General features: G+C 40.5%; 26 protein-coding genes and 1 pseudogene. 11 read left to right on the forward strand and 16 right to left on the reverse strand.

What is annotated here, in order from left to right:
* The 3 genes from ACWM1W_RS11960 to ACWM1W_RS11970 form a co-directional block, all read right to left on the reverse strand.
* A complete protein-coding gene (locus ACWM1W_RS11960) occupies positions 1-2,025 on the reverse strand; it encodes a hypothetical protein (RefSeq protein WP_375725617.1) in 2,025 nt (674 codons plus the stop codon).
* 233 nt (positions 2,026-2,258) lie between these two features.
* The gene (gene dcd / locus ACWM1W_RS11965; protein WP_004785008.1) at positions 2,259-2,828 is read right to left on the reverse strand and encodes a dCTP deaminase; all 570 of its coding nucleotides are present in this window, start codon (positions 2,826-2,828) and stop codon (positions 2,259-2,261) included.
* Positions 2,829-2,949: 121 nt separating this feature from the next.
* Complete coding sequence (locus tag ACWM1W_RS11970) at positions 2,950-3,543, reverse strand: LysE family translocator (protein ID WP_004785011.1); 594 nt, start codon at positions 3,541-3,543, stop codon at positions 2,950-2,952.
* Between the two features lie 652 nt (positions 3,544-4,195).
* Here ACWM1W_RS11970 and ACWM1W_RS11975 point away from each other — a divergent pair.
* Genes ACWM1W_RS11975 through ACWM1W_RS11985 form a run of 3 tightly spaced genes read left to right on the forward strand, consistent with a single transcriptional unit; the run spans position 4,196 to position 7,706 of the window.
* The gene (locus ACWM1W_RS11975; RefSeq protein ID WP_375725618.1) at positions 4,196-5,200 is read left to right on the forward strand and encodes a TAXI family TRAP transporter solute-binding subunit; all 1,005 of its coding nucleotides are present in this window, start codon (positions 4,196-4,198) and stop codon (positions 5,198-5,200) included.
* Entirely contained in the window at positions 5,200-5,694 is a 495-nt protein-coding gene (locus tag ACWM1W_RS11980) for a DUF1850 domain-containing protein (protein WP_286716284.1), read from the forward strand. The genes ACWM1W_RS11975 and ACWM1W_RS11980 overlap by 1 nt, the downstream gene beginning before the upstream one ends.
* Positions 5,691-7,706: a TRAP transporter permease gene (locus ACWM1W_RS11985; protein ID WP_375725619.1), complete on the forward strand. Its 2,016-nt coding sequence runs from the start codon at positions 5,691-5,693 to the stop codon at positions 7,704-7,706. Before ACWM1W_RS11980 ends, ACWM1W_RS11985 begins: the two co-directional genes overlap by 4 nt.
* A 40-nt stretch (positions 7,707-7,746) precedes the next feature.
* Here ACWM1W_RS11985 and apbC read toward each other — a convergent pair whose 3' ends face one another.
* Positions 7,747-9,006 (reverse strand): iron-sulfur cluster carrier protein ApbC, encoded by a 1,260-nt coding sequence (gene apbC, locus ACWM1W_RS11990; protein ID WP_313398946.1) that lies wholly within the window; start codon positions 9,004-9,006, stop codon positions 7,747-7,749.
* Positions 9,007-9,294: 288 nt separating this feature from the next.
* Positions 9,295-10,107, reverse strand: a complete 813-nt coding sequence (locus ACWM1W_RS11995) for a hypothetical protein (RefSeq protein ID WP_104425842.1) — start codon at positions 10,105-10,107, stop codon at positions 9,295-9,297.
* Between the two features lie 314 nt (positions 10,108-10,421).
* On the opposite strand from ACWM1W_RS11995, the gene metG reads away from it, so the two are divergent.
* Entirely contained in the window at positions 10,422-12,482 is a 2,061-nt protein-coding gene (gene metG / locus ACWM1W_RS12000; protein ID WP_104425841.1) for a methionine--tRNA ligase, read from the forward strand.
* Positions 12,483-12,532: 50 nt separating this feature from the next.
* Here metG and ACWM1W_RS12005 read toward each other — a convergent pair whose 3' ends face one another.
* Genes ACWM1W_RS12005 through ACWM1W_RS12015 form a run of 3 tightly spaced genes read right to left on the reverse strand, consistent with a single transcriptional unit; the run spans position 12,533 to position 14,271 of the window.
* The gene (locus ACWM1W_RS12005) at positions 12,533-13,213 is read right to left on the reverse strand and encodes a DUF799 domain-containing protein (protein ID WP_104425840.1); all 681 of its coding nucleotides are present in this window, start codon (positions 13,211-13,213) and stop codon (positions 12,533-12,535) included.
* Positions 13,210-13,587 (reverse strand): DUF4810 domain-containing protein, encoded by a 378-nt coding sequence (locus ACWM1W_RS12010; protein ID WP_104425839.1) that lies wholly within the window; start codon positions 13,585-13,587, stop codon positions 13,210-13,212. The genes ACWM1W_RS12005 and ACWM1W_RS12010 overlap by 4 nt, the downstream gene beginning before the upstream one ends.
* A gap of 12 nt (positions 13,588-13,599) precedes the next feature.
* Positions 13,600-14,271: a CsgG/HfaB family protein gene (locus ACWM1W_RS12015; protein ID WP_104425838.1), complete on the reverse strand. Its 672-nt coding sequence runs from the start codon at positions 14,269-14,271 to the stop codon at positions 13,600-13,602.
* Positions 14,272-14,456: 185 nt separating this feature from the next.
* On the opposite strand from ACWM1W_RS12015, the gene ACWM1W_RS12020 reads away from it, so the two are divergent.
* Genes ACWM1W_RS12020 through ACWM1W_RS12030 form a run of 3 tightly spaced genes read left to right on the forward strand, consistent with a single transcriptional unit; the run spans position 14,457 to position 15,272 of the window.
* Positions 14,457-14,852 carry a transposase family protein gene (locus ACWM1W_RS12020; RefSeq protein ID WP_171284716.1) on the forward strand — a complete coding sequence of 132 codons (396 nt, stop codon included), beginning with the start codon at positions 14,457-14,459 and terminating at the stop codon, positions 14,850-14,852.
* Positions 14,800-15,066 (forward strand): transposase, encoded by a 267-nt coding sequence (locus ACWM1W_RS12025; protein WP_104425836.1) that lies wholly within the window; start codon positions 14,800-14,802, stop codon positions 15,064-15,066. The genes ACWM1W_RS12020 and ACWM1W_RS12025 overlap by 53 nt, the downstream gene beginning before the upstream one ends.
* Positions 15,036-15,272, forward strand: coding sequence for a transposase family protein (locus ACWM1W_RS12030; protein ID WP_104425835.1), 237 nt, complete (start codon positions 15,036-15,038; stop codon positions 15,270-15,272). Before ACWM1W_RS12025 ends, ACWM1W_RS12030 begins: the two co-directional genes overlap by 31 nt.
* Positions 15,273-15,332: 60 nt before the next feature.
* On the opposite strand, the pseudogene ACWM1W_RS12035 reads toward ACWM1W_RS12030, so the two are convergent.
* Positions 15,333-16,080 (reverse strand): annotated as a pseudogene (locus ACWM1W_RS12035) (IS5 family transposase).
* A gap of 284 nt (positions 16,081-16,364) precedes the next feature.
* The gene (locus tag ACWM1W_RS12040) at positions 16,365-16,481 is read right to left on the reverse strand and encodes a hypothetical protein (protein ID WP_375725620.1); all 117 of its coding nucleotides are present in this window, start codon (positions 16,479-16,481) and stop codon (positions 16,365-16,367) included.
* Positions 16,482-16,748: 267 nt separating this feature from the next.
* Here ACWM1W_RS12040 and ACWM1W_RS12045 point away from each other — a divergent pair, with 267 nt between their 5' ends.
* Both ACWM1W_RS12045 and ACWM1W_RS12050 read left to right on the forward strand, forming a co-directional pair.
* On the forward strand, positions 16,749-17,732 hold the full coding sequence (locus ACWM1W_RS12045) for an MBL fold metallo-hydrolase (RefSeq protein WP_104425834.1): 984 nt from the start codon (positions 16,749-16,751) through the stop codon (positions 17,730-17,732).
* Positions 17,733-18,182: 450 nt separating this feature from the next.
* Positions 18,183-19,370 carry an ammonium transporter gene (locus ACWM1W_RS12050; RefSeq protein WP_375725621.1) on the forward strand — a complete coding sequence of 396 codons (1,188 nt, stop codon included), beginning with the start codon at positions 18,183-18,185 and terminating at the stop codon, positions 19,368-19,370.
* A 61-nt stretch (positions 19,371-19,431) separates the two neighbouring features.
* On the opposite strand, the gene ACWM1W_RS12055 is transcribed toward ACWM1W_RS12050, so the two are convergent.
* Positions 19,432-20,055 carry a LysE family translocator gene (locus ACWM1W_RS12055; RefSeq protein ID WP_005237028.1) on the reverse strand — a complete coding sequence of 208 codons (624 nt, stop codon included), beginning with the start codon at positions 20,053-20,055 and terminating at the stop codon, positions 19,432-19,434.
* 102 nt (positions 20,056-20,157) lie between these two features.
* Entirely contained in the window at positions 20,158-20,340 is a 183-nt protein-coding gene (locus tag ACWM1W_RS12060; RefSeq protein ID WP_375725622.1) for an NF038215 family lipoprotein, read from the reverse strand.
* A gap of 178 nt (positions 20,341-20,518) precedes the next feature.
* Here ACWM1W_RS12060 and ACWM1W_RS12065 point away from each other — a divergent pair, with 178 nt between their 5' ends.
* Positions 20,519-21,379, forward strand: a complete 861-nt coding sequence (locus ACWM1W_RS12065; protein WP_375725623.1) for a 1-aminocyclopropane-1-carboxylate deaminase/D-cysteine desulfhydrase — start codon at positions 20,519-20,521, stop codon at positions 21,377-21,379.
* A gap of 24 nt (positions 21,380-21,403) precedes the next feature.
* Here the strand turns inward: ACWM1W_RS12065 and ACWM1W_RS12070 are convergent, their stop codons facing one another.
* Positions 21,404-21,727, reverse strand: a complete 324-nt coding sequence (locus ACWM1W_RS12070; RefSeq protein WP_175968064.1) for a DUF4870 family protein — start codon at positions 21,725-21,727, stop codon at positions 21,404-21,406.
* A 189-nt stretch (positions 21,728-21,916) separates the two neighbouring features.
* Between ACWM1W_RS12070 and ACWM1W_RS12075 the strand changes: the two genes are divergently transcribed.
* Complete coding sequence (locus ACWM1W_RS12075) at positions 21,917-23,116, forward strand: BaiN/RdsA family NAD(P)/FAD-dependent oxidoreductase (RefSeq protein ID WP_286964209.1); 1,200 nt, start codon at positions 21,917-21,919, stop codon at positions 23,114-23,116.
* Positions 23,117-23,151: 35 nt separating this feature from the next.
* On the opposite strand, the gene ACWM1W_RS12080 is transcribed toward ACWM1W_RS12075, so the two are convergent.
* The 3 genes from ACWM1W_RS12080 to ACWM1W_RS12090 form a co-directional block, all read right to left on the reverse strand.
* A complete protein-coding gene (locus tag ACWM1W_RS12080; protein ID WP_005237033.1) occupies positions 23,152-23,304 on the reverse strand; it encodes a hypothetical protein in 153 nt (50 codons plus the stop codon).
* A gap of 129 nt (positions 23,305-23,433) precedes the next feature.
* On the reverse strand, positions 23,434-23,601 hold the full coding sequence (locus tag ACWM1W_RS12085) for a hypothetical protein (protein WP_004785046.1): 168 nt from the start codon (positions 23,599-23,601) through the stop codon (positions 23,434-23,436).
* Positions 23,602-23,668: 67 nt separating this feature from the next.
* Positions 23,669-25,504: a mechanosensitive ion channel gene (locus ACWM1W_RS12090; RefSeq protein ID WP_375725624.1), complete on the reverse strand. Its 1,836-nt coding sequence runs from the start codon at positions 25,502-25,504 to the stop codon at positions 23,669-23,671.
* Positions 25,505-25,596 lie beyond the last annotated feature (92 nt).

The raw sequence follows: 25,596 nt of genomic DNA on the forward strand, positions 1-25,596 counted from the left end.
TTATAGACCCGTAGTTTTTATTTTTAGATGTTGAATCAACACACCATCAATCACTGCTGAACCAAAATTCCTCATTGAGTTATCAGTAGCCCCCCTAAATACCACACCGGTAGCATTATTATCATCTTTTGCCTTCAGCATATTGGTGTTGGCAATACGTTCAACAGAACCAATAGCGATACTACTGTGAGTTGCATCGCGTCCTTGATACAAGGCAATGCTATCTGAAGCTTGAGCTTTAATTTCAGTACCACACGTATATACATTACATGTAGAGCCTAAAAGTGCTTCTGATCCTAAAAAGCCACCTTTTCCATCTGGATAACGCTGATAAATCCGGTTGTAAATATCTGGAATTTTAGGAATACGTGTAACTTCCAAAATAATATTATTTCCTTCCGAACCCACAACAAAAGGCTGGTACATACTTCCTAGTACCAGGTTGATATTCGGGCTATATAAATATAATCCCTCGGTATCATGAAATATAGGAGCTGCAGAGCCATTTAAAGCAGGAGTCGGACCATCTCCATCAAGATTATTCTCTTTTGCTGCACTACTAATACGAATCCCTTTACTGTTCAAATTGTTTGAATCACTGGTCAAAGTAGAGGGATCATCATTAGTATTGAGTCGGATCAGACTCGTCAGGCCCAAGGTTTGACTATATGCAAGATCAGGCGATGTAAGGGTTTGAAATAATCGGACTTGCGAACCGTTCATGCTCAAGCCATTAGCAATAAACTGTGCACGAAAACGTTCAGAAATATCTAAGCCTGAAGTAGGTGCTCCAGTAGCATAATCTACGGTATTACTTGAATTTAAAGAACGTGAGAAAATATCAGTCCAGAAACCTAGTTTAATATTATTATCTGCTTCATTTGCAGCAACTGTTGCAAGAGGGGCTTCCAAAGCTAGATAGCCCACTTCTTTTCCAGTATCCGTAAACTGTTTTACCGTTTCAGACCCTGCATGGAATAACCATGGATTGCTGGCTGTTCCCCAACTAAATCCCTGATTGCTATAGCGGCTACTGAGCGAGTTATCACTTTTTGATAGAGCCAAACCATAGATAAATACATCAGCCTTCGTACGTAGCGTACTGACTGAGGCACCCATTGCAGCTTCTTTGGCCGCTGTTGTTGCGCTCGCTTTAACCGCTTGCTCCCTAGCGGTCACTGCATTTTTTGCCTGAATTACTGCATATTTATCTGCTTCAATTGCTAGTTTTTCTTGAGTCCTGTTTTCAACAATCGTTGTCACTCTTGAATCAATAGCATTGGTTCGAGTACCCGCTTGTTGAGTCCAAGTATTATTTAATGGAGTGGTTGCCCGATTGCCCCATAATAATTCAATCATTTCATAAGTATTAGCTAAAGCATATTCTGCTGATTTATCTTTTAACCATAACGTAGATTCTAATGAACCAGGTTTTGTTATTGTTCCATCATTACTTAGAGATAAAGGCCAAAGATTACCATCATAATAATCTTGATAGCGCTGATCATAATACTGCTTCATTAAATCTGAATTGCGATATTGCTCAACAAGACCAGCACGCGCACTTGCACCAATTTCATTACGGATTGCGGTTAAAGTCGTATTATAGTTTTGAGTTTTATAGGTACTAACACTATTGTCATAAGTCGTTTGATAAAGATTGGCATTTGCACTGATACCATTTAAATAGCTACTCGCATACACTCGATCATAGACTTTGTTATAGGCACGTTCACCTAACTGAGCATAGTTCTCTCCAGTCGGAATAATACGAATAAAGCCTGTGTCTGCCTGACCTGGATTGGCAATGTTTCGTGCATAGCTTGAACCACTAGAAGCATCATTCGGTGCCTGAAAAACCATTTTAAAGTCATCAAGTACTAGGGCAACACCTTCACCGGTAGTATCAGAAAGAGAAGAATCTGTTAATTCCTGCATTGCATGTGCTGATGGTAATAATCCTAAACCGATCATCATTGCCAAATAGCTTTTACGAAATTGAAATTTAGCTTTTATTTGAGCCATCTCGACCTATCCTTCTTATCTGATGCTCCGCATCTTTATCCTTCAGCTTCCCAGCCTTCAATTTTTGATTTTTATGATGCTTGGCACATCTTTTTTATATATTCATTCTTCATTATGCTTATTTTTAGCAGGATTACCAAAGCCAAAAGCCTAAAAACCTCGAGTTTCCGATGAATGAAACAGCAAAAAAATAAGCGAGGCATTAGCCTCGCTTATTGAATGCTTTAAAACGATTAAGCTTTAGGCAAAGTAACGCCTGTCTGCCCTTGGTATTTACCACCACGATCTTTATAGGAGGTTTCACAAACTTCGTCTGATTCGAAGAACAACATTTGAGCCACACCCTCACCCGCATAAATACGTGCAGGCAGGTTAGTCGTATTCGAAAACTCTAGCGTGACATGACCTTCCCACTCAGGTTCAAGTGGAGTCACATTCACGATAATGCCACAACGTGCATAGGTCGATTTACCCAAGCAAACGGTCAGTACATTTCGTGGAATACGGAAGTATTCTACTGTACGTGCCAACGCAAATGAGTTGGGGGGAATGATACAAACATCCGATTCAATATCGATAAAGCTTTTTTCGTCAAAGTTTTTCGGATCGACAATTGCAGAGTGAACATTGGTGAATACTTTAAACTCACGCGCACAGCGCACATCATAGCCATAGCTTGAAACACCATAAGAAATCAGCTTTTGACCATTTTCATCCAGACGAATCTGGTTTTCTGCATACGGTTCAATCATGCCGTGTTTTTCGCTCATTTCGCGAATCCAACGATCAGACTTAATTGCCATTGATATAATCCAAAAATCTTAAAATAAGTAATTGCGACGTACTTTAACTGAAATTGACACTAATGAAAATAAGCGAAACTCTGACAGCTAAATTTCAGGAAATTTAGCTGCTTTTTCAGGTTTAAAGACTGAGGAGTGCTGAATAGGATAAAGGTACAGAAAAGCTCATTAAAATAATGGAAGCAGTCTTTTGTAAGTTCTTTTGATTCAGCCAGCGATTGTTTTTTCTAGCCAATAAACTACCTAAAAAGGTCCAGAAAAATGCGATAGGAATAAGTAATGCCAAGAATGCCAGCATATAAGTCACATAATATTGACTGCTTTTCCATACAATGACCGGGAAAATGGCCGAAGCAAATAATAATGCTTTAGGATTCAATAAAGTCGCAAAAAATAGTTCCCGTGCCCGAATCGAAATACATTGAAAATTTTCACCAAGTTCTGCGGTACGCCATAATTTTAAAGCTAAAAATAGAATATAAGCAGCACTACAGAGTTTGAGAATATGAGGTAATTCCGGCAAATAGACCGAGATTTTACCAATCAAAAAACCCCAGAATGTAATTGCGACGAGATAGCCGAAAGCTTCTGCAGGAATAAGGCGAAAAGTTTTTCTAAATCCAACTTGAATACCTGACGATGCCAATAAAGTATTGGTTGGGCCCGGTGTTAATAGAATGGCTGCCACTAAACCAATAAATAACCATGAAATCATAGTTTGACCTCGCTCTTAGGTATTAAGCATAAAATAATCCGGTCAAATCTGCAAAAAAATAATTGTAAGAGAACATATTAAAAAATTTTATATTTTATTATTTTTAATTAAGTTCATATAATTACGTAAAAATATAAGAGAATTACCTTTCAGTCAATTTTGTCAATTTATAAAGCTATAAGCTCATAATAAAATTACTATAAAAGTAGAAGTTTCAATAGAGTATTCATTCGGACTTAAAATTCCTGAAATATTAGTCTCAACAACATGAAAGAAAAATCATCCAAAACTTTGAAATCATTATTTCTGGTAATCTTTGATTGAATTTTAATTCACTAAAATCCCTGCTCTTACGTATGAACTTTAGACACTTCTAGAGAAAGATTTGGTGATGGGAGCAACTTTTACCTAACTCCTAATGATTAAATTTTCACTCTCCATTTAAGATGTCTATCTTGCTCAATTTGTTCAATATATTGATAAAGTAAATTTTTGAAAAAAATGCTATTAAAGGTATTCAGATAAAATAATTGCTGTTAAATTGTACAAGGACAACAATTGATAATTCACATTTTTTTAACATCCAGACGGTTTAGTATATTGTTGTTTTAATTATATTTTAAGAACTACAGAATAATATCAGGAGTCATATATGAATAAATGGATCAAACTTTCAGTAATGAGTTTAGCGCTATCAGGCGTAGTTGCTTGCTCGAATGATAATGCACAAAATAAATCAAATCATCAGGCTGCATCTGGTGAGAGCGTAGCTGCAGATAAACTGCAAACCCGATTTGCGAATATTGCGACAGGCGGTGCCTCAGGTCCTTATAATGTCATCGGAACAGGATTGGCTGAAATCTATAACAAGACCTACGGCGTGAGTTCCAAAACCCAAACCACAGGGGCTTCTGTCGAAAATCTAAATTTATTAAAACAGAACAAAGTTGAAATGGCCTTTGTCATGAGCGACAGCTTAACTGAAGCAATTAATGGTCAAGGCAGTTTTAGTTCTAAAATTGACAACGTTCAGCAGATCGCTGCTCTTTATCCAAACTATGTACAGATTGTCACTTCAAAACGTTCTGGCATCAAAAATATTGAAGATCTCAAAGGCAAACGTATTGCAGTGGGCGCCCAGAATTCAGGCGTAGAAGTGAATGCCCGTACTCTATTGAATGGTTTTGGTATCACTTATAAGGATGTCAAAGTAGATTACTTAGGTTATGCCGAAGCAGCTGATGCCTTGAAAGGCGGTAAACTGGATGCAGCCTTCCTGACCAGTGGTCTTCCAAACTCCTCCCTAATGGAACTGCAACAGGGTTTTGACCTTCAATTGGTCAGCATCAATCCAGATAAAGTGAAAGCGATTGCCAAAAATCAGGCGTATTTCCTGCCAATGACCATTCCTAAAGGGACCTATGGCAATGCTGAAGATATTCCAACAGCAGCGATCATGAATGCATTGGTGGTTCGCTCAGATTTGTCTACCGATGATGTATATAAGCTAACCAAGACGTTCTTCTCCAGCCTGGATCAGCTGGCAAATTCGCATCAGGCTGCTAAAGAAATCACTTTAGAAGGTGCACAAAAAGGTCTGGTTGCTCCACTGCATCCGGGCGCGCAAAAATTCTATGATGAGAATAAAGCGAACTGATGAAATGGATACAAGGTGCAGCGATTGCTGCACTTTTTAGTTTGGCTACTTTTTTTATTACCTGTGTTTGGATGACATTTTCGTATATTTTTGTGGAAGTGAAAGAGCAAAATTTCCAGTGCAAAATTGACCAGAAATCTTTTCAGCTGAGCTGGATGCATTCGGTAGAAAGAACACAGTGGAAAGAACGTTATTTTCTAGACAAGGATCATTTCATTCTGACAGACACTCAGTTCATTTCATTTGGTGCAGGTACACCTGATCAAGGTACTATTACTCGACAGGATGATGGCAATATCCATATGCAAATCAACCGGAAGATGAAAGAAATCAATTGGGTGATTTCACGCAGAATGCAGGGAAAAATTGAGAGTATTGAGAGTGCTGATCGGATCTGGAATATTTATCAGGATTTTCCTGACTATAGCACGGTACAGATCTCTATAAAAAAAGACAGCCTATGGAAAAAAAGAGGTTTAAATGATTGCCTATGAATCCACAAGAAACAAGAAATGTGACCGAAGCACTGGATGATCAACAGCAACAAGAATTATTAGAAAAATTTGACCGTGAATCTGTCACTCGCAATCCGATCAACAAATCGGTTCGCTGGTTTATTGCTGCCTTGGCAATATCCTATTCGTTATTTCATCTTTATATTACTTTTAATCCCTTGCCAGAACTGATTCAACGTGCAGCCCATGTATCCATTGGTCTGGCGCTGATTTTCTTGTTGTATCCAGCACGTCAGGCCAGTAGCCGGCAAAAGGTCGCATGGACGGACTGGATTTGGGTCATTGCCTCTTTTGCTTCTTTCTTTTATTTGTTTAAAGAATACCAAGCCATTATGACTACCCGGGGAGGCATTCCCAATACACTGGACATTGTCTTCTCAATCATGACGGTAGTATTGGTGGTTGAGGCTGCTCGAAGGGTAATGGGCTGGATGTTGCCGATCTTGGGACTGATTTTCTTAAGCTATCCATTTGTCAGTCATTTTGACTGGATGCCGGATCGCTTGCTCACTCGCCCCTATACATTCAGTGATATTTTCGGGCAAATGTATCTGAAGACTGAAGGTTTATATTCTTCAGCCATTGGTGCTTCAGTCACCTTCATTTTCTTGTTTATCCTGTTTGGTGCATTTTTGGCGAAATCGGGAATGGGAAAATTATTCAATGATCTGGCGATGGCACTTGCCGGTCATAAGCAAGGTGGGCCAGCCAAAGTTGCGGTGATTTCCAGTGGTTTTATGGGTAGTATTAATGGTACGGCGGTTGCCAATGTCGTAGGAACCGGTTCATTTACCATTCCCTTGATGAAAAGAATTGGCTACCACAAAAACTTTGCCGGTGCAGTGGAAGCCAGTGCTTCTGTAGGTGGGCAGATTTTACCTCCAGTCATGGGGGCTAGTGCATTCATCATGGCCGAAACAACTGGTGTCAGTTATGGCACGATTGCCTTAGCCGCGGTATTGCCTGCCCTACTGTATTACCTCGGTGTGATGGCACAAGTCCATTTCAGAGCAGGTCGGGATAATCTTAAAGGCGTTCCCAAAGCAGACTTGCCACGAGTCAAAGAAGTTCTGAAAGAGCGCGGACATTTATTACTTCCAATTATTGCGCTTGTGGTGTTCTTATTCCAGTCAATTCCGGTCAGCTATGCAGCGGTTTATACTATTTTATTAACCATCGTTGTTGCTGCATTTAGAAAATCTACGCGGATGGGACCGAAGGAAATCCTGGAAGCACTGGCAGATGGTGCTAAACAGTCACTCTCTGTGATGTCTGCCTGTGCAGTGGTGGGTATTATTATCGGTGTGGTCAGCTTGACCAGTTTTGGCTCGGTAATGACCTCTTCAATTATGAGTATTGGTGCAGGCAGTCTGTTTCTAACACTGTTTTTTACCATGATTGCATCGATGATTTTGGGTATGGGCCTACCATCCATTCCTGCCTATATTATTACCGCAACCATGGCAGCTCCGGCTTTAGCCAACTTTGATATTCCAATCCTAGTCGCACATATGTTCGTGTTCTATTTTGGCCTGTTTGCCAATATTACCCCTCCCGTCGCCTTAGCCGCCTTTGCCGGTGCCGGGATTGCCGGGGGTGACCCAATGCGGACTGGATTCCTGGCTTTGCGATTATCACTGGCTGGCTTTATTGTGCCCTTCCTGTTTGTCTATAACCCGGCGATGCTGATGATTGATACAACAGGTATTGCCGTGAATGCCAAAGAATTTGGCTTACCGGCATGGAATGTCATTTTAAGCATTACCGTGACGTCGATTGTCGGCATTCTGGCACTGGGGGCCGCAGTAGAAGGCTACTTTAAAACCGCGATGAATTGGTTCTGGCGCATCTTCCTGGGGGTGGGCGCACTCATGATGATTGTGCCAGAAACCATGACCGATATTATCGGCACCATCATGGTGATTATTGCAATTGGCTTTAATATCATTCAGGCAAGAAAAGAAAATACAGTCACGATTAAAACCTCATAAAAAAAGAGAGCCGAGGCTCTCTTTTTTTCACTATAGAATCTTAGAAAATACGAGTTTTATCTTTTTCTGCTTTTGGCAATTTTGCTGCAATTTTCTGAGCAATAGCCATGTAACTTTCAGCAGCATCATCTCCAGCAATCACTGAAGGCTTACCGGCATCGGCATTTTCACGAATCACTGCATTCAAAGGCAAACGACCGAGCAATGGAATATTGTATTGCTCTGAAAGTTTATCACCGCCGCCTGTACCAAAGATCTGTTCTTCATGACCGCAGTTCGAGCAGATATGGGTCGACATATTTTCGACTACCCCCATCACTGGAATCTGCACACGGTTAAACAGTTCAATACCTTTGGTCGCATCCAGCAATGCCACATTTTGCGGTGTGGTCACAATCACAGCACCTGTGACTGGAATACGCTGAGCGAGTGTTAACTGGATATCACCTGTACCTGGTGGCATGTCGATCATCAATACATCCAGATCCGGCCATAAGGTTTGATTGAATAGCTGCATCAAAGCGCCCGTTGCTTTAGGACCACGCCAAGCAACCGGCGTATTATTATCACCCGTTAAGTGCCCAATCGACAGTACTGCCATACCATACGCATCCAGTGGGACAAACTGCTCGGCTTCGATCATCGGGGTTTTGCCAGCATTGCCGAGCATCGTCGGAATACTTGGACCATAAATATCCGCATCCAGTACACCCACTTTCAAACCTAATTTTTGCAAAGCCAAAGCCAGATTCACAGTCGTTGTAGATTTACCAACACCGCCCTTGCCTGAAGAGACTAGAATGACATTCTGAATACGTGGATGCTTCGGCACATCACGTTGCTGTGGAGCAGCTTTCTGGATCGGCGGATTATTTGGGTCAGCTTCTGCTTGAGCTGCATGACCTGAAGCATCAACCACAGGTGGCAGATTCGATTTTGAAGCAGCAGTTTGCGGCTGGCTGGAACAGCTCTCGCCTTCTGCATGATGATGTCCACAACCGCCTTCTTTTTTATGACTCGTCTTTTGCTGAATCACATGCAGGTTTAGTTCTTTAATACCGCATTTCTCTAGCGCATCCGCCAGTTCATCATGAATCTGCTGTAACTGCTCTTTTTCTTCCGGATAGGTATTAATGGTGATTTGCAGAATCTCACCTTGTACATTGACCTGAGTAATCCGGTCTTTCAGTGCATTGCTAGAATTTGGCAAGACATAATTTTGCAGTACGTTCTGCACAGCTTCTTCGTTCACCTCCTTGGAAGGCGAAAAAACCGATTTAAGCGAAGAAAGCCAGGACATAGGTTACTCCAAAAATATAGATAGACATCTGAATAGCTTAGTTTAACGAGGTTTTTGGCTCAGGTTAAGCAATCTGTATTCACAAGCCTGAAAGACAAATATGATTTCCAACTATTTTACTTGGTTTTAAAGGGTTACAGGGAAGAAAATTTATAAAGTCAGCATCACATCTTATTTATTGTTTTATATTATCGATATTTAAAATTTTAAATTAAATTAATTAGATAGTAGCCATTAAAAAACCACTTCATTCAAAAACTGAATGAAGTGGTTTTCGATATGAAATGATTATTTATGATTTTTATCTTGATCGGTCTTGTTTTGCCCAGATTGATCAGCCTTATCCTGATCCTTTTTAGCATCATCTTTGTTATTGGTCTGAGCTGATTTTTGGTCCTTATCCTTAGCCTCTTTAGATGAAGAATCCTGATCCTGCTTTTTTGAATCATCTGACTGAGACTGGTCATCGCCTTTCATTTTGGTCATGGTTTCAGCCGCCATCTGTTTCAACTCATTTAGTTTCGTAGCAGCTTCATTTACCAAATCACTAATTTTGACCTTGGTATCTTCAAACTTGTGTAGCGCTTCATCTTTTAAATTTGCCATACGATCCTGGTCAGCCTGATTTGCTGATTTATCTCCAGAACTTTGATCTGCTTGTGCCTTTTTCGAATCATCTGAACCTTGTTCACCATTTTTTTGGCTGTCTGATTTGCCATTTTTCAGCTCATTCAGAATCTTTTCGCCTTTTTGCAATAGCTCTTCGCCAATTGCGATGGCTTTTGCTTTTAAGTCATCCATTTTGGTGCTTTCGGTCTTTTTATCTGATTGATCAACATTATCAAAATCAGATTGGTCATTTTTAGACGCATCTTTTTGCTCTGATTGCTGATTACCAGATGCTTTAGAGTCTCGCTGATTATCAGACTTTTCATCAGCACCATTTTTTTGTGCTTCTAGGACTTCTTCATGTTTCTGCTTATGCTGTTTATCAATCTCGTTCTGCTTCTGCTCTTGTTCAATTTTGTCATGCAGCTCTCGTGCATGTTGTTCTTTATCTTGATTCTGTTTTGAAGTACTTGTCTGGTTATTCTGAGTCATGAGTACCCTCCTAAGGCGTCATAATAAAAATGATCAGCTAAATTTTTAGCACAAAACATGCAATGACGTGGATGAATTAAGCAAACTGCAACAAAGCCTGTACATGTTGTTGCTATTGATTGCAGGAAGTAGCATCAACTTATCTCAATCGAATTTTTACGGGCCAATTATCCGTCTATAGCCAGTTTTTGTATTCTGAATATTCAGCCTGATTTATTCCTGAGGCTTCTGTAAAAGCATTTCTTTGTAATCCCTTCTGCATCATGTAAAATTATGGCCCATTGCATAATGAATACGAATGAGAGAGTGAATCCGTGCGTAAAATCCTAGTCACCAATGCCCTTCCTTACGCCAATGGCCCGATTCATATGGGTCACTTACTCGGCTATATCCAGGCTGATATATGGGTACGTGCGATGCGTGCAATGGGTCATGACGTGACGTATGTCTGTGCGGATGATGCTCATGGTACAGCGATCATGCTGCGTGCTGAGGCAAATGGCATTTCACCTGAAGCACAGATCGCCAATGTGCAAAAAGAACACATTCGTGACTTTGACGGTTTCGGTGTGCATTTCGATCATTATGACTCTACCCACAGTGCTACCAACCGCGCCCGCGCTTCAGAAATCTATATCAAAAACCGTGAAGCCGGCAATATTGCAGTTCGCCCTGTAACCCAGTTATTTGATCCTGAAAAAGGCATGTTCCTGTCAGACCGTTTTATTAAGGGTACATGCCCAAAATGTAAGGCGGAAGATCAATACGGCGATTCATGTGAAGTTTGCGGTACAACTTACAACGCGACTGAATTATTAAATCCAAAATCGACTTTAAGCGGTGCGACTCCTGTTGAGAAATCTTCGGATCATTACTTCTTTAAACTGCCAAATTTTGGTGAATACCTGCAAAAATGGACCCGTGACGAAGGTCGTCTCCCAGTGTCTATCGCCAACAAATTGGATGAATGGTTTGATAATGGCTTGAATGACTGGGACATCTCCCGTGATGCACCTTATTTCGGTTTTGAAATTCCTGATGCACCAAACAAATATTTCTATGTTTGGGTGGATGCACCAATCGGCTATATGTCGAGCTTCGAAAATTACATCAAAACTAAACGTCCTGACTTAAGCTTTGATGATTTCTGGAAAAAAGATTCTAAAAATGAAGTCTATCACTTCATTGGTAAAGACATCGTTTATTTCCATGCCCTGTTCTGGCCTGCAATGCTGGAAGGTGCAGACTACCGTACTCCAACTGGTTTATTTGTGAACGGTTTCCTGACTGTAAATGGTCAGAAGATGTCTAAATCTCGTGGTACCTTCATTAAAGCTGAAACTTATTTACAGCATTTGAATCCTGAATACCTGCGTTATTACTTTGCTTCTAAACTTTCTGACAAGGTTGAAGATTCTGACTTGAATCTGGATGATTTCGTCCAGAAAGTGAATTCGGACCTTGTAGGTAAAGTGGTGAACATCGCAAGCCGTTGTGCAAAATTCATCAATACCAAGTTTGATAACAAGTTAAGTACAACTTGTGCTGAGCCTGAACTGGTGCAAAGCTTTATTGATGCTGGTGACTCAATTGCCAAAGCATATGAAACCCGTGAATTCTCGGCAGCGATCCGTGAAATCATGGCGCTTGCAGATAAAGCCAACCAGTACATCGATGAGAAAAAACCTTGGGCTTTAGCGAAAATTGAAGGCGAAGAACAACAGGTTCACGATGTGTGTTCTGTGGGTATCAACCTGTTCCGTCAATTGGCTGTGTATTTAGCTCCAGTGTTACCAACCTTGGCTGCTCAAGTTCAGGACTTCCTGAAACTGGCTTCTTTCGACTTTGCTTCACGTACAGAAATCTTAACAGGTCATAAAATTGCATTGTTCCAGCCGCTAATGCAACGTGTTGATCCGAAAGCTGTGGCTGCAATGGTCGATGCGTCTAAAGATTCCTTAACTGCACCTGTTGCTGAAGCACCAAAAGCTGAGAAGAAAAAAGAGAAAGCCAAAGAGAAGAAAGCTGAACCTAAAGTCGGTGAAGCTGAAATCATCACCATTGATGACTTCATTAAAGTTGACCTGCGTGTAGCGGAAGTTCTGGATGCTGCAACCGTTGAAGGTTCAGACAAACTGCTGCAATTGACTTTGAATGTTGGTGAAGCTGAGCCACGTAACGTATTTAGCGGTATCCGTGAGTTTTATAAACCGGAAGATCTGAAAGGTAAACTGGTGGTGATGGTCGCTAACCTTGCTCCACGTAAGATGCGTTTTGGTATTTCAAACGGTATGGTACTCGCTGCGGGTAATGGCGACGGTGTTTGGGTGATTTCGCCTGAATCTGGTACTAAACCGGGTGATAAAGTGTCTTAAATGAAAATTCAAACCTAATAAAAAAATCCCCTCAATTGAGGGGATTTTTTTTATTGCTGAGGACTTACTGAATTCTGTGAAAAATTCGGAGATCTTGGTCCATACAATAAACCTTTTTGCTGAGTCAAACGTGGTGAATACAACAATTGACTCACCGTGCCTGATAGTACATACGCCTTATCACTTAAATGATTCGAGATTTGATCCACCAAAGCACCAACCAACATACCCACTAAACCAGCATTATTATTGCTGTTAGCTAAGATCTGCTTTTCTGAACCTTCCCAAAGAAGCTGACCAGTTTTTAAATCAACCAATTTAGCTTCTACAGCAACCGTAGCAACCGTTTGAATCACTTGATACTTCGAACCATACTCTTTTACTTTCACATACAGAGCAGCATCAGCGCCAAAAATTTCTTGTAGCTTTTGGGTACTTACTGTTTGAGCATCAGAACCGTTATAAATACCATTTTCCTTAAACATCGTATCGACAACGCTAATAGGAAAAACGTAATAACCTGCCTCAGCAACAGGAACAGTTACTGTTGACCAATAACTATAAGTTGCACGTGTGTCAGGAGATTCATTCACTGGTGGCATCACTAAAATAGACTTTGGCATATGTGCTGTGTAAGTGCTTAAATCACGTGTATTTTTCGGTGCAACCGCACAACCAGTAAATAACAGAACCACAGTACTTAAAGCGAATAAACGTTTTAAATTTTTCATTTCTTCGCTCCTGCTGTAGTTTGACCTGTCATTTTTTTCAGTAAACGCTCCATCAAAACAGTTGATTCTGGATAAACCTGACGTTCTAACTCAAAATACTCTAGTGCTCGTGGACCATTATTAAGATTTAAATTTAATAGCCCTAAATGTGCATATAAACCTGGAGGCACAGCCGCATTTTTAGCTTTAGCCTTCTCTATATCTTTTTCAAGTTTAGTAATCTGCTCTTGAGGAGAGGTTTTTTCAGGAACACTTAACAACAAATAAGTTTGTTGTGGATATGTCCCCCAACTATATAAAGATTGGGGACCACTTGCACAACCCACCAAACTTAGTGACATCACAATACCAAGTAATAAAAATATATTTTTCATGGAATAATCCTATTACTTGGTCGACCATTTACCAGTCTGTAAATCAAGCACAAGATTATTCACTGCTTCACGTACAGCTAAATCTAAAACTTTACCGTTTAATGTTGAGTCATAAGATGCGGTAGAACCAAAGCCAAGTACTTCACGCTCACTTAACGCATACTCACCTGCTCCTTGTACTGAGTGAACTACTTCTGCAGTTTTCACATCAACTACGTTAAGATTAACTTTTGCATAAGCAATTTGCGTTTTACCACGACCTAATACACCAAATAATTGGTGATCACCCACTTCTTTACGACCAAACTCAGAAACATCACCTGTTAATACAAAACGCGCTCCTTTAATTGATTGCGTCGATTTTCCAAATCCTGCTTCTTGTTGTAATTCAGATAAATTATCACGGTTTAAAACAGAGAAATAACCTGTTTGCTGCAAATGAGTTTCTAAAATTGTTTTTGCTTGTCCGCCTAGACGATCTACATTGTCAGAAAAAATTCCACGCATATAACTTGAACGGTTATCAAATTTCCCAATAGAAACTGCAGTTTTAGTACCCGTATACTTTACTTGTGCCGTCGCAGCCGTTACTTGGGGGGCTTGTATTGTTTTTGAAGTTTCAGTTGTTGAACACGCTGTTAACGCTAAGCAGGTTAAAGAACAAACGAGTGCTGTTTTTTTCAAAATATTAATCCTTTAGACTAAAAAAAATTTTTATTAACTCAAAAAAATAATCTTAACAATAAATAAACAATAACTCCACACAATAAATAAATTAACAATAGATCTCTTTCATAAATCAAAAAACGATCTTCTTTTTGGTTAATATTTGCCCTCTGGATTTCTTGGCATTCGTGCATAATCTGCGGATGAAATACATCGATTCAAACAAGCTTTCTGATCCTCAGTTCAAGCGATACACAGGCATCTCATGGTCAACTTTCTATTTGATGGTTGAGCAATTGCAGAAGCATGTCTCTGCCAAAGGCAGACCGCCCAAGCTAAGCTTGGAGGATCAGGTTCTGCTCTGTCTGAGCTATTGGCGAGAATACCGAACCTTATTTCACGTTGCGACGAGTTACGGGGTTTCAGAGCCCACAGCCTCAAGAATTGTCCGTCATGTTGAAGACTGCCTGATTCGGTCCAATCTGTTTAATTTACCCAAAGATTTACCCGAGGGCGAAGGCATCGACTGGAATATTGTGATCGTGGATGCCACGGAAATTCCAATCCAAAGGCCTAAAAAAACAGAAGAAAAGCTATAGCGGCAAGAAAAAGACCCATACCTTTAAAATACAGGCCATGATTCACTACAAAACTCAGCAAATTCTGAGTTTATGTACCAGTCGCGGTGCAGTGCATGATTTCGAGTTGTTCAAACGCAATTTAAACCAGATTCCTTTTGGGGGTTTTATCCTTGCAGATAAAGGCTATCAGGGGATTTATGTATGTTGTATCCGAATAGCCTGTTGCCCTTAAAAGCCAAAAAACACTGTAAATTGGATCCTGAATTGAAAATCTATAATCAAGAAATCAATAAAAGAAGAATCGGAATTGAGCATGTATTTGGCAGCCTGAAAACCTTCAAAATCCTTGCTGAGCGTTATCGAAATAGAGGTAAAAGGTTTGGTTTGAGATTCAATTTAATCACTGGAATCTACAACTTGGAACTGAGCAAAAAATGATTTATGAAAGAGGTCTATTACAATACATAAGAAAGATTTTAATCAAACTAGGGCGTGTCATCAATTAAGCCATATTATGCTTGAAACAAGGTAGATTGCTGACAGGAAGTTTTGAGCCAATTTATCATAGCGCGTAGCAATACCTCGATACTGCTTGAGCTTGGCGAAGAAATTCTCGATCAGATGTCTTGCTTTATAAAGATGTTGGTCATAATCACGCTGTTCAATCGCGTTACTTTTGGACGGCATCACGATCTGACCATTGATCTTATGGATTGGATCAATCACCCGATTCTTAGAATTATAGGCTTTATCAATGAGCCAAGTCTGACTTAACGATAAGTCCAGCAGCACATCAGCACCATTTAAGTCATGAGCCTGCCCGGCAGTGAGATAAAATTCTGTCGGGTTGCCTAAAGCATCCGTACGGGCATGAATTTTGGTACTTAAGCCACCTTTACTGTGTCCGATTGCCTGTTCTTTTTTTTCCGGCGCTGTGCTGATGAGCGCGCACAATGGTTGAGTCCAGCATGGCATATTCATTATCACTTTCATGTGATAGCACTTCAAAAATTCTCTGCCACACGCCTGCTTTAGCCCAACGGCTAAAGCGAGTGTGCACGACTCTAAAATCCCCAAAGCGTTCTAGTAAGTCTCGCCACGGAATACCGGAACGATACCGATATAATACTGCTTCAACAAATAGCCTGTTGTCTTTGGCAGTTACTCCAACAGTACTTGCTCGTCCGGGCAACAGATCCTTAATCTGCTCCCACTGATCATCTCTTAATGCATAGCGTTTAGTCATGAAAAAATAATGAGGACAGATTAGATTTTCTCAAGCTAATTGATGACAGGCCCTAGTAAGTAATGTAATTAAAGAAAAATTTTTAATCACATGACTTTCGACATGGATGTCGCCCGTTCGTTAGGGGCACATGGACGTGCCCTCTAACGAACAAGGGATTTTTGTTACTTTTGATCCTTCAAAAGTAAGGCTAAGAACTCCCCTTATCCCAACCTTCTCCCAAAGGGTGATGGAGCTTTCAATAGAGTTTTAAAATTTATATCAATCTATAAATCGGATAGCACTTATTTATCAAGGAAAAATTCCCAGATGACATAGCCAATGCCGAAGCCTAGCAATGAATATAAGGTAATAATGAAAAATACAAATACTGCATTATTTTTCTTTTTCCAAAAACTCATAGCGATACCCAAGGCTGTTTGCAATACCCCATGTTAACGGGCTTTTTTATAAAAGTGAAATTTATCTAAGTATTTTATTTATAAAAATATTTTTAGATAAAAAATCTTTTATTTCCTTACAAAATCAATATACAGATTCAAACTGAATGCCTAGTACAGATAGTGAATTCCTCTTATCTCTTTAAAAAAAGGTAAATATTTTTATATTCTATTTTCATGCTTTACATGCTAATACATAGCATAAACTTCACAACCATAAGAATTGCCATGAATATTTTAAGGATATCCCTTCTCACTTCTTTACTTTCATTTTCTGTTTTGAGTGTAAGTGTGAGTCAGGCTGCTGAACAACCTGCAACGATTGCTTCACAAAAACAAGTTGCTGGCTACTACCATCACCAAATTGGTAATACTCAGATTACTGCCCTGCTCGATGGTACAAACTACTTAAATCCATCGATGTTTAAAGGCTTAAGTGATGCAGAAAAGACTGAGATTTTAAAGAAATATCATGCCGATCAAGCCAAAGGTATACAGACTTCAGTCAATGCTTTCCTGATTAATACAGATAATCAACTACTCATGGTCGACAGCGGTGCTGCAAGCTGCTTTGGTGCGCACTTAGGATCAATTTATAATAACCTCAAGGCATCAGGTTATCAGCCTGCGCAAGTGAGTGGTATTTTCCTGACTCATCTCCACCCTGATCATGTTTGTGGCATTTCAAATAACGGCGCAGCAAATTATCCAAATGCCACCTTACATATTTCTAAAACCGAATATGACTACTGGCTAAGTCCAAATACCGTTAAAAAACTACCGAAAGACCAGCAGGAGGGTTTCTTAGACACCGTAGAGAAAATTAAAGCCGCCCTTGCACCCTATGAAAAAGCTAAAAAAGTGAAAGTCTTTTCTGATAAATCTTTAGCCTTTGGTGGGATCGAGTTTAAGCCATCCTTTGGTCATACCCCAGGGCATTACAGCTTTAAACTCAAAGCAGATGGTCAAGAAGTCGTATTTGTCGGTGACATCGTCCATTCACATACCTTGCAATTCGAAAAACCTGAAACAGCCATAGAATTCGATGTTGATCCTAAAACTGCGGTGCAAACCCGTTTAAAGGATTTTGCTGAATATGCCAAGCAAGGCCAGACCATTGCAGCACCACATTTACCATTCCCAGGGATCGGTCATATTTACTCAAAAGATGGAAAGAGCTATCAATGGATTCCTGTGCATTTCAAAGATTAATTGAATACTTCAGAGATTTTAGCTCCGGATCAAACCCTAATTTTTTAGGGTTTTCTTTATTGAAGATATAGCTAAGTTATAGTCTTCATGACTTCTAAAATTTAAAACCATGATGTACTTTTGCAATTCAAAAGAATCTATCACTTAATTTTTTTAAATTTTTTCTTAAAAATCCTTTTACTTTTCATGTGCACCTTTAGCACACATTTTTAACACGCCATTTTCTGTGATAAAGCTAAATATCTAAAAAACAAAATATAAATTCAAATTTTATCTTTTCTTATGATGTCTTAGTTTGGTGCATAAAATTCTATTGTGCTTCATATCGAGTCTTGTCAGTTTCAAGAAATTCTTTATCAAAATTTCCCTTGTTAGTAACTCTTTTCGAATCAGTTTGCCTCTATATACTGGATTTCTTTTGTGATTCTATGCACTAAATTGGAACGCATAATGCAAAATATAGACTTATTATTTCTCCTTCTCGGTGCAGTTCTAGTGCTTGCCATGCATGCAGGATTTGCATTTTTAGAACTAGGGACAGTTCGCCATAAAAATCAGGTCAATGCTTTAAGTAAAATTCTCACTGACTTTTCCCTATCCGCCATCGCTTACTTTCTGGTGGGCTACTATATTGCCTATGGTCAGCATTTTTTCCATGATGCCTCTACTTTAGCAGCCGATCATGGTTATAACCTGATGCGCTGTTTCTTCCTGCTGACCTTTGCCGCAGCTATTCCTGCGATTATCTCGGGAGGTATTGCTGAACGGGCTAAAATGCGTTCGCAGGCTTTAGCGACTTTATTTTTAGTTGCTCTGATTTATCCATTTTTTGAAGGAATGATCTGGAATGGCAACTTTGGTTTTCAAGACTGGTTGGCAAATACCTTCGGTGCCACCTTCCACGACTTTGCCGGCTCTGTGGTCGTGCATGGCATGGGAGGCTGGATTGCTCTGGCTGCAGTCGTTTTACTTGGTGCACGTAATGGTCGATATAAAAATGATGGCCGGATTACTGCACATCCACCATCATCTATCCCTTTCCTTGCTCTAGGCTCATGGATTCTGATTGTTGGCTGGTTTGGCTTTAATGTGATGAGTGCACAACGCCTAGATGCTATTTCCGGACTGGTTGCGATTAACTCTCTAATGGCGATGGTCGGTGGAACTATTGCAGCAAAAGTAGCGGGTAAAGATGATCCTGGCTTCTTGCACAACGGCCCATTAGCCGGACTGGTGGCCATCTGTGCAGGTTCTGATGTGGTACATCCACTGGGTGCGTTATTTATCGGAATCAGCGCAGGCGTGATTTTTGTAAAACTCTTTACCTATACTCAAAATAAACTCAAAGTCGATGATGTATTAGGGGTCTGGCCTTTGCATGGCGTATGTGGTGCTTTCGGTGGAATTGCGGTCGGTGTATTCGGTCAGCAATGGCTCGGAGGCATGGGTGGTGTTTCTATCATTTCACAGCTATTCGGTACCGTACTGGCAATTGTAGTGGCTCTGGCAGGTGGATTCCTGATTTATGGTCTGCTGAAAATGTTGATCGGTATTCGTCTGAGTCAGGAAGAGGAATTTACTGGTGCAGACTTATCTATTCACCGGATCTCGGCTAATTCGGAAGAAAATATTTTTTAAGCACCAAATAAAAAAAGCTCCGAATCATCGGGGCTTTTTATAGTCTGCGATAATTGGAAAATTACTTCATCCCAAAAATCAGCTTTAAGCCAAGCACGGTCATGACCGCCCCTGCTGCACGGTCAAAACCGGCTTTAAATTTTAAATACACACGACGTGGTTTTTCAGCAGAAAGTGCAACAGCCACCAGCGAGCACCAGCCTGCATCAATAAAGAAACATAAAACCGGCAATACAAAGTAAAAGTAAGTTGGAATTTCTTTTGGCAAAAGCGCAGTAAAAATACTGGCCAATACAATGGCAATTTTAGGATTCGAGAGCTGGGTAATCAAACCTGTCATATAGGCGCGACGTAAGGACATCTGAGTTTGACTGTCATCGCCTGCCTCGATCGGTTCTTTGGCATGCTTGATAATTTTAAAAGCCAACCAGAGCAGATATAAACCACCACAAATTTTTAGAGCCAGATAGGCAGATGGCACAGCCAGCAAAAATGCCTGCAAACCTAAAACTGCAAGCAGACCAAAAATAGCCGCCCCAGTACCCGTACCTAAAGCTGTAAATAGGCCATGCTTACGTGAGATCGCAATTGAATTTTTCGCTACATAAATAGAAGTCGGTCCTGGGCTCATTGCACCTAACATGAGGGCAAAGGCAATTGAACCTAAAATCCAAAATGATTCCACGTGACCATCCAAACTTAAAATGAATGGCTTATTTTAAGTAAAAATAATTTATTTTGCTTTAATATTTCTACACAAATGATGCAATATTTGTGCGAAATCCGGCTATTTCTTCAGTTGGTCTTGAGCGGTGAGAGATGAATCAAGCATCTTATAATCATGGTCATGCACCGGCACTCCGCCAATAATCATGCTTCGTGTATCAGTTTTAGGTTTATTCAGCGGATCATCACAGCCAGATAGGCCTAAGAGCAATACGCTTAAAATCGTACAGAATAGTATTTTCATTATTCTATCCTCCTCTAAGTTCCCTATAAGATTCAGATTAGCAAATTTGTTTAAATTTTCAGCATATGAATTGTGACAATCTACAAAAATTTATTCTTAGTTTAAGGAGCTCATGATTCTGCCATCCTGCTGATTCTATTTCGCTATAATTTTCTCATTCTTAGCTTATGAAAATACCATGTTTGAAAAAATCGCCCAGCATGTTCCAGACCAGCGTATCTGGCTGAAAGACAGGCTTGTAACCATACGCCGTCTGGATCTGGTGCATCCGCAAATATCCGGCAACAAGTTTTTTAAACTGAAATATAATTTTCTAGAAGCACAACAACTTGGCTTCAAAAAGCTACTGACTTTTGGTGGTGCTTATTCCAATCATATTGCCGCAACGGCGTTTGCAGCACGGCAGTTTGGCTTTGAGAGTGTCGGTATTATTCGGGGTCAAGAACTGGCCCATCAGCCCTTAAACCCCACTTTAGCGTTGGTACAACAATTTGGCATGCAGTTACATTTTGTGAGTCGTGAAGAATATCGACGTAAACAGGACGCTAATTATCTAGAAGCGTTAGCACAAAAGTTTCCTGCACATTACATCATTCCTGAAGGCGGTACTAATACATTGGCGATTCGGGGATGTCAGGAGATTCTAAAGGACGGCGATGCACAATTTGACGTGATCTGCTGTGCTGTAGGCACTGGTGGCACGATCACAGGTTTGATTGAAGCCAGCCAGCCTCATCAACAGGTATTAGGATTTTCTGCCTTAAAAGGCGATTTCCTGAATGAGGAGGTGGCTAAGCTGACCACGAAAAAAAACTGGTCCATTCTCGATGATTATTGTTGCAGTGGTTATGCCAAAACCACTCCTGAACTGATCCAGTTTATACAGCACTTTGAAGCTGAATATGATATTCCCTTAGAGCAGATTTATACGGGAAAAATGCTGTTGGGAATTTCAAATCTGATTGAAAAAGGTTATTTTCCAGCAGAAACAAAACTGCTGATCCTGCATACTGGTGGACTACAAGGTCGAAATATTTAACTCGCTTAAAGTTCTGATCGAAACTTAAATGCCTATCGGATTATTTTCATTTAAGGCAATCAGCCCTTTTACGAGTCGATAGACATGCCAGACAAAGACCAGAAAAATAATCACAAAACCGATCAGAATCACGGTGAGCAGCCCACCTAGAATATAACCCAGCAAGCTGAACCAGAAGGTTTTAATCTGCCAGTCCACATGACTTTCCAGCCAGGTGCCCCGCATTTCATCACGTTTAATATAATTCATGATAATAGCGATTAATGGGGTTATTCCCAGGAAAAAACCCAGTAGATGAAAAATATAGCTGATCAGATTATATTGTTTATATGCTGCCGTATCCGTCATAAGTTATTCCTTTTCATTGTGATTATTTTTTAGGCATGACAAAACTATGCATGAATCCGCCAGCTGCTTCAAATTATTTATGATAAATATTCGCTAACACGCTGTAATTCGGGTAGCCCCTTCCAAGAATAGAGAAAGCTGAAATAAAATTGTCTATAATGCTCCCCTTTCTTCTCCCTTGAGTGTGTCATGTCTGTTCAGCAATACGATGTTTTGGTCATAGGTGCAGGTGCATCCGGTTTAATGACAGCCTATATGGCAGCACAACGTGGTCGAAAAGTCGTAGTCGTTGAAAAAGCCAATAAGGTGGGTAAAAAAATTCTAATGTCTGGTGGCGGCAAATGTAATTTCACCAACCTCTATGTCGAACCTGAAAATTTCATCTCGCATAATCCGCATTTCGTGATTTCAGCACTAACCCGCTATACCAATTGGGATTTTATTGGTATGGTTTGCGAATATGGCATCGAGTATGAAGAACGTAAACATGGACAGTTATTTACCTTAAATGGTGCTAAAGAAATTTTGTCGATGCTACTGTCTGAATGTGACAAGACTGGTCTGGTCGAGATCAAAACCAACTGCGAAGTGAAAGCCGTCAACACTGTAGACGATCAAGGATTTCAGGTAGCCACTTCTTTAGGATATTTTGAAGTGGAATCAGTTGTGGTTGCTTCAGGTGGCTTGTCGATTCCGACTCTAGGCGGTTCAGGCATCGGCTATGAGATTGCCAAGCAGTTTGGACATCATGTCTATCCAACCCGTGCCGGTCTGGTACCGTTTACCTTCTCGGATAGTTTCAAGGAAGTCACCACTCGTCTGAGCGGTAATGCAGTCGAAGCCACGCTGTCTAATAATTTAAATAGTTTTACTGAAGCTTTACTGTTTACCCATCGTGGTCTGAGCGGCCCTAGCTCCCTACAACTGTCAAATTACTGGGATGTTGGCCAAAGCTTTAAGGTCGATTTCTTACCAAGTGTCGACCTGTTTGATTTCTTTAAATCTAAAAAACAGAGTCAGCCTAAAGTTCTGCTACGTACACTATTGACCGAACATTTACCGAAGAGCGTAGTACTAGAATTACAGAATCTGATCTGGCCTGAAGTGGCTGAAACATCCATTGGCAATATCAGTGATGACAAGCTGGAACAGATTGCCAAACGTTTAAGTGGCTTTGAACTGAAGCCTTCTGGAACTGAAGGTTACCGGACAGCTGAGGTGACTTTGGGCGGTGTGGATACAACCGAAGTTTCATCTAAAACCATGGAAAGCAAAAAGCAGAAAGGCTTGTATTTTGTGGGCGAGATACTGGATGTGACTGGTCATTTGGGAGGTTTTAACTTCCAATGGGCATGGTCATCAGCGCATGCCGCATCGGAATATGTTTAATACAGAGATGATCTAGGAAAAAGAAAATACTTCGCTTATTCCAGATAATCCGTTTTAAACAGGTTGAGATTAGCCATATTTTCTAAACGGTCAATCGTCAGTTGCATTTTCTGAGCCGCTTCCTGCAGATGTAATGGTACTTGGTCTGCCATAGATGCCATAAATTTATGCTGCAATGTTTTCCACATATTATTGATCTCCTTTTTCTTTATATTTTTAATGCAAGAAAAATACCAAAATCATTTTAGTATTCACTTGAATATTCTATATTTTTTAAAAAAGAAATTCTATGTGTAGTGACTGAGCAGTATTCTGGCTTAGTTAAATTCGTCTGGATCAGGTATTTTCTTATCCAGCTCTCGTTCAGCCTGCTCATCCTGTTTGCTTTTCACAAAGACAAATCGATAAGCAGCCGTGAAAAAGCCAATGGTAATGCCTGCTATCACTAAGGGTGCTAATAGATTATTCGGTTTCTTGGCATTCATTCAGATTTCCTCATCATTAAAAAAATCGACCACTCAAGCGTGGCCGATTTTGTTTGGATAGAACAGGTTAATTCGGGTCATCTTTTTTTGGATGACTATCGACATTCGGTTCTTCTTCACCTGTAGAACCAAATGGATTATTCGCTGGTGGATGAATTGGATCAACTTGAAGCGAATCCTGTACAGCCTGATCTACATCTGGTGTCACCTGATCTATACCTGAAGCTTCATCATCCTGTGGTGCAGTGGTCAAGGTCGCTGGTGTACTATTGGATAAATTGGTACGCATTGGCGTATTGTCATCTTGTGATTGATCTTGCTTCGGCACAATATTTTCTCCTGTAGTTGAACTGCCTGCACCTGTAGTACCACTGACATCAGCACCTAAGCCTGAAGTCATGATATTGGTTTCATTTTTCAAAGGATTCGGTTCTTTAGCTTCTCGTTTAGCTTTATCGATCAAATCAGTCAGTACACGTTCTGCTGGTTGACGGCCACCGAGACCAAAGGCCAAGGCAAAGGCCACTGCAACAGCACCCAGAGTTAAACCGAAGGCCAGATTCACGATCGAGTCAGCAATGCCCATGGCACGTAGACCCATTGCAATGACCAGACCCATGATCAGTACACGAACCAAGTTTGCTAACCAGCGTGAACTGTTGTATTCACCGCGTTGCACAATGTTGGCAACTACGTTGGCCAGCCAGAAGCCGATCACCAGAATTACAGCACCTAGCAGGATGTTTGCACCGAAGTAGATGAACATCGCAATCAGGCCACTTACCTGTTCAAAGCCTAAACGGTCCGCTGCTTCAGAAACCGCAAATAGCATAGTGAACAGTACAATCAGATAACCCACCAAGCTTGATAGTTTGGTTTTGCCCAGGAAGCGTTGTAGATCCAGTTTAGCTGGAACCTCATCTACGCCTGTTCCGGCAACGACTTCAGTTACCAGACGTGCTACCAGTCTAGAAACTACATAAGCCAGAATTAGAATCAGTGCAGCTGCAATGATATTTGGAATGGCATTCATGATCTCATACAGCATTGCAGTTGCTGGTTGAGAAATTGCTTCGATACCCAGTGCTTCAAATGCAATGATTAATGACGTAATAATTACGACTGCAAAGATGAATGAACCAATCAGTTGAGCGACATTCGAGTTTTTGAAAATGCCGACTTTTTCAGCTTGATGTTGAATATTCAAGCTGTTGAGCAAACCTTCGACAATACCGCGAACGATTTTTGCCAGAATGTATCCGACAAATACAATAACTGCAGCAATGAAGATATTAGGCAGATAACTTACGACATCCGTCAGCATGTTCTGCACAGGCAGTAATAAACCGTGTAGACCTAGAATCGACAAGACAATTGGTAAGAACAGCAGTAAAATCAGCCAGTAAACAATTTCACTGATATTTTGGCTAATCGGACTGACACCGACTTCGGCACTCAGCTTTTCATCCAGCTGAGTGCGATCAAGCATTTTTTGCAAGCCGACTTTGACCAGATTCGCCACAATCCATCCAACAAAGGCCACAGCAATAGCCGCCAGCAATTGTGGAATAAAGAGCAGGAACTGCTGGATCATATTACTGAACGGTCCGCTCACTGCTGTCAGATTCAGTACGTTAAGCGCCCCGATCACCGCAATAATCAGAATAATCCAGAACACAACACGAGCGATAATACTCTCGACATTAGAGCGATGTCCTGTCGCTGCATTTAAGTGTGTATTGGTCCCTAGTTTTTGCAAGATTTTTTTAACACCTGCCGAGACGAGTAATGCAATAATCCAACCTAGGACTAATATGGCAATTGCACTAAGAATTGGATGAAACTGATCCCAGTAGTACATGGCATCATAGCCACCACGTGGGCCTCTCATATAATCATTCATGTTTTCTGCCCTCTTTGTTATTACGCTATTTATCTGAATTCAAAAGCTTATTTTTGAAATCTCCAGCTCTTTCCGATTGTTTATAAAGCTTG

It is taken from the genome of Acinetobacter sp. TW_SC_4, assembly GCF_054861205.1.

What these genes read in the sequence shown, in the direction of transcription:
- ACWM1W_RS12025 (WP_104425836.1), top strand. Translation starts at nt 14,800, where the DNA reads ATGCCACGGAAATTCCAATCCAAAGGCCTAAAAAAACAGAAGAAAAGC.
- ACWM1W_RS12010 (WP_104425839.1), bottom strand. Translation starts at nt 13,587, where the DNA reads ATGAAAAATATATTTTTATTACTTGGTATTGTGATGTCACTAAGTTTG.
- apbC (WP_313398946.1), bottom strand. Translation starts at nt 9,006, where the DNA reads ATGTCCTGGCTTTCTTCGCTTAAATCGGTTTTTTCGCCTTCCAAGGAG.
- ACWM1W_RS12065 (WP_375725623.1), top strand. Translation starts at nt 20,519, where the DNA reads ATGTTTGAAAAAATCGCCCAGCATGTTCCAGACCAGCGTATCTGGCTG.
- ACWM1W_RS12090 (WP_375725624.1), bottom strand. Translation starts at nt 25,504, where the DNA reads ATGAATGATTATATGAGAGGCCCACGTGGTGGCTATGATGCCATGTAC.
- ACWM1W_RS12020 (WP_171284716.1), top strand. Translation starts at nt 14,457, where the DNA reads ATGAAATACATCGATTCAAACAAGCTTTCTGATCCTCAGTTCAAGCGA.
- ACWM1W_RS11985 (WP_375725619.1), top strand. Translation starts at nt 5,691, where the DNA reads ATGAATCCACAAGAAACAAGAAATGTGACCGAAGCACTGGATGATCAA.
- ACWM1W_RS12075 (WP_286964209.1), top strand. Translation starts at nt 21,917, where the DNA reads ATGTCTGTTCAGCAATACGATGTTTTGGTCATAGGTGCAGGTGCATCC.
- ACWM1W_RS11970 (WP_004785011.1), bottom strand. Translation starts at nt 3,543, where the DNA reads ATGATTTCATGGTTATTTATTGGTTTAGTGGCAGCCATTCTATTAACA.
- ACWM1W_RS12005 (WP_104425840.1), bottom strand. Translation starts at nt 13,213, where the DNA reads ATGAAAAATTTAAAACGTTTATTCGCTTTAAGTACTGTGGTTCTGTTA.
- ACWM1W_RS11975 (WP_375725618.1), top strand. Translation starts at nt 4,196, where the DNA reads ATGAATAAATGGATCAAACTTTCAGTAATGAGTTTAGCGCTATCAGGC.
- ACWM1W_RS12050 (WP_375725621.1), top strand. Translation starts at nt 18,183, where the DNA reads ATGCAAAATATAGACTTATTATTTCTCCTTCTCGGTGCAGTTCTAGTG.
- ACWM1W_RS12030 (WP_104425835.1), top strand. Translation starts at nt 15,036, where the DNA reads ATGTTGTATCCGAATAGCCTGTTGCCCTTAAAAGCCAAAAAACACTGT.
- ACWM1W_RS12080 (WP_005237033.1), bottom strand. Translation starts at nt 23,304, where the DNA reads ATGTGGAAAACATTGCAGCATAAATTTATGGCATCTATGGCAGACCAA.
- ACWM1W_RS11980 (WP_286716284.1), top strand. Translation starts at nt 5,200, where the DNA reads ATGAAATGGATACAAGGTGCAGCGATTGCTGCACTTTTTAGTTTGGCT.
- ACWM1W_RS11960 (WP_375725617.1), bottom strand. Translation starts at nt 2,025, where the DNA reads ATGGCTCAAATAAAAGCTAAATTTCAATTTCGTAAAAGCTATTTGGCA.
- ACWM1W_RS12045 (WP_104425834.1), top strand. Translation starts at nt 16,749, where the DNA reads ATGAATATTTTAAGGATATCCCTTCTCACTTCTTTACTTTCATTTTCT.
- ACWM1W_RS12085 (WP_004785046.1), bottom strand. Translation starts at nt 23,601, where the DNA reads ATGAATGCCAAGAAACCGAATAATCTATTAGCACCCTTAGTGATAGCA.
- dcd (WP_004785008.1), bottom strand. Translation starts at nt 2,828, where the DNA reads ATGGCAATTAAGTCTGATCGTTGGATTCGCGAAATGAGCGAAAAACAC.
- ACWM1W_RS12060 (WP_375725622.1), bottom strand. Translation starts at nt 20,340, where the DNA reads ATGAAAATACTATTCTGTACGATTTTAAGCGTATTGCTCTTAGGCCTA.
- ACWM1W_RS12040 (WP_375725620.1), bottom strand. Translation starts at nt 16,481, where the DNA reads ATGAGTTTTTGGAAAAAGAAAAATAATGCAGTATTTGTATTTTTCATT.
- ACWM1W_RS12070 (WP_175968064.1), bottom strand. Translation starts at nt 21,727, where the DNA reads ATGACGGATACGGCAGCATATAAACAATATAATCTGATCAGCTATATT.
- ACWM1W_RS11995 (WP_104425842.1), bottom strand. Translation starts at nt 10,107, where the DNA reads ATGACTCAGAATAACCAGACAAGTACTTCAAAACAGAATCAAGATAAA.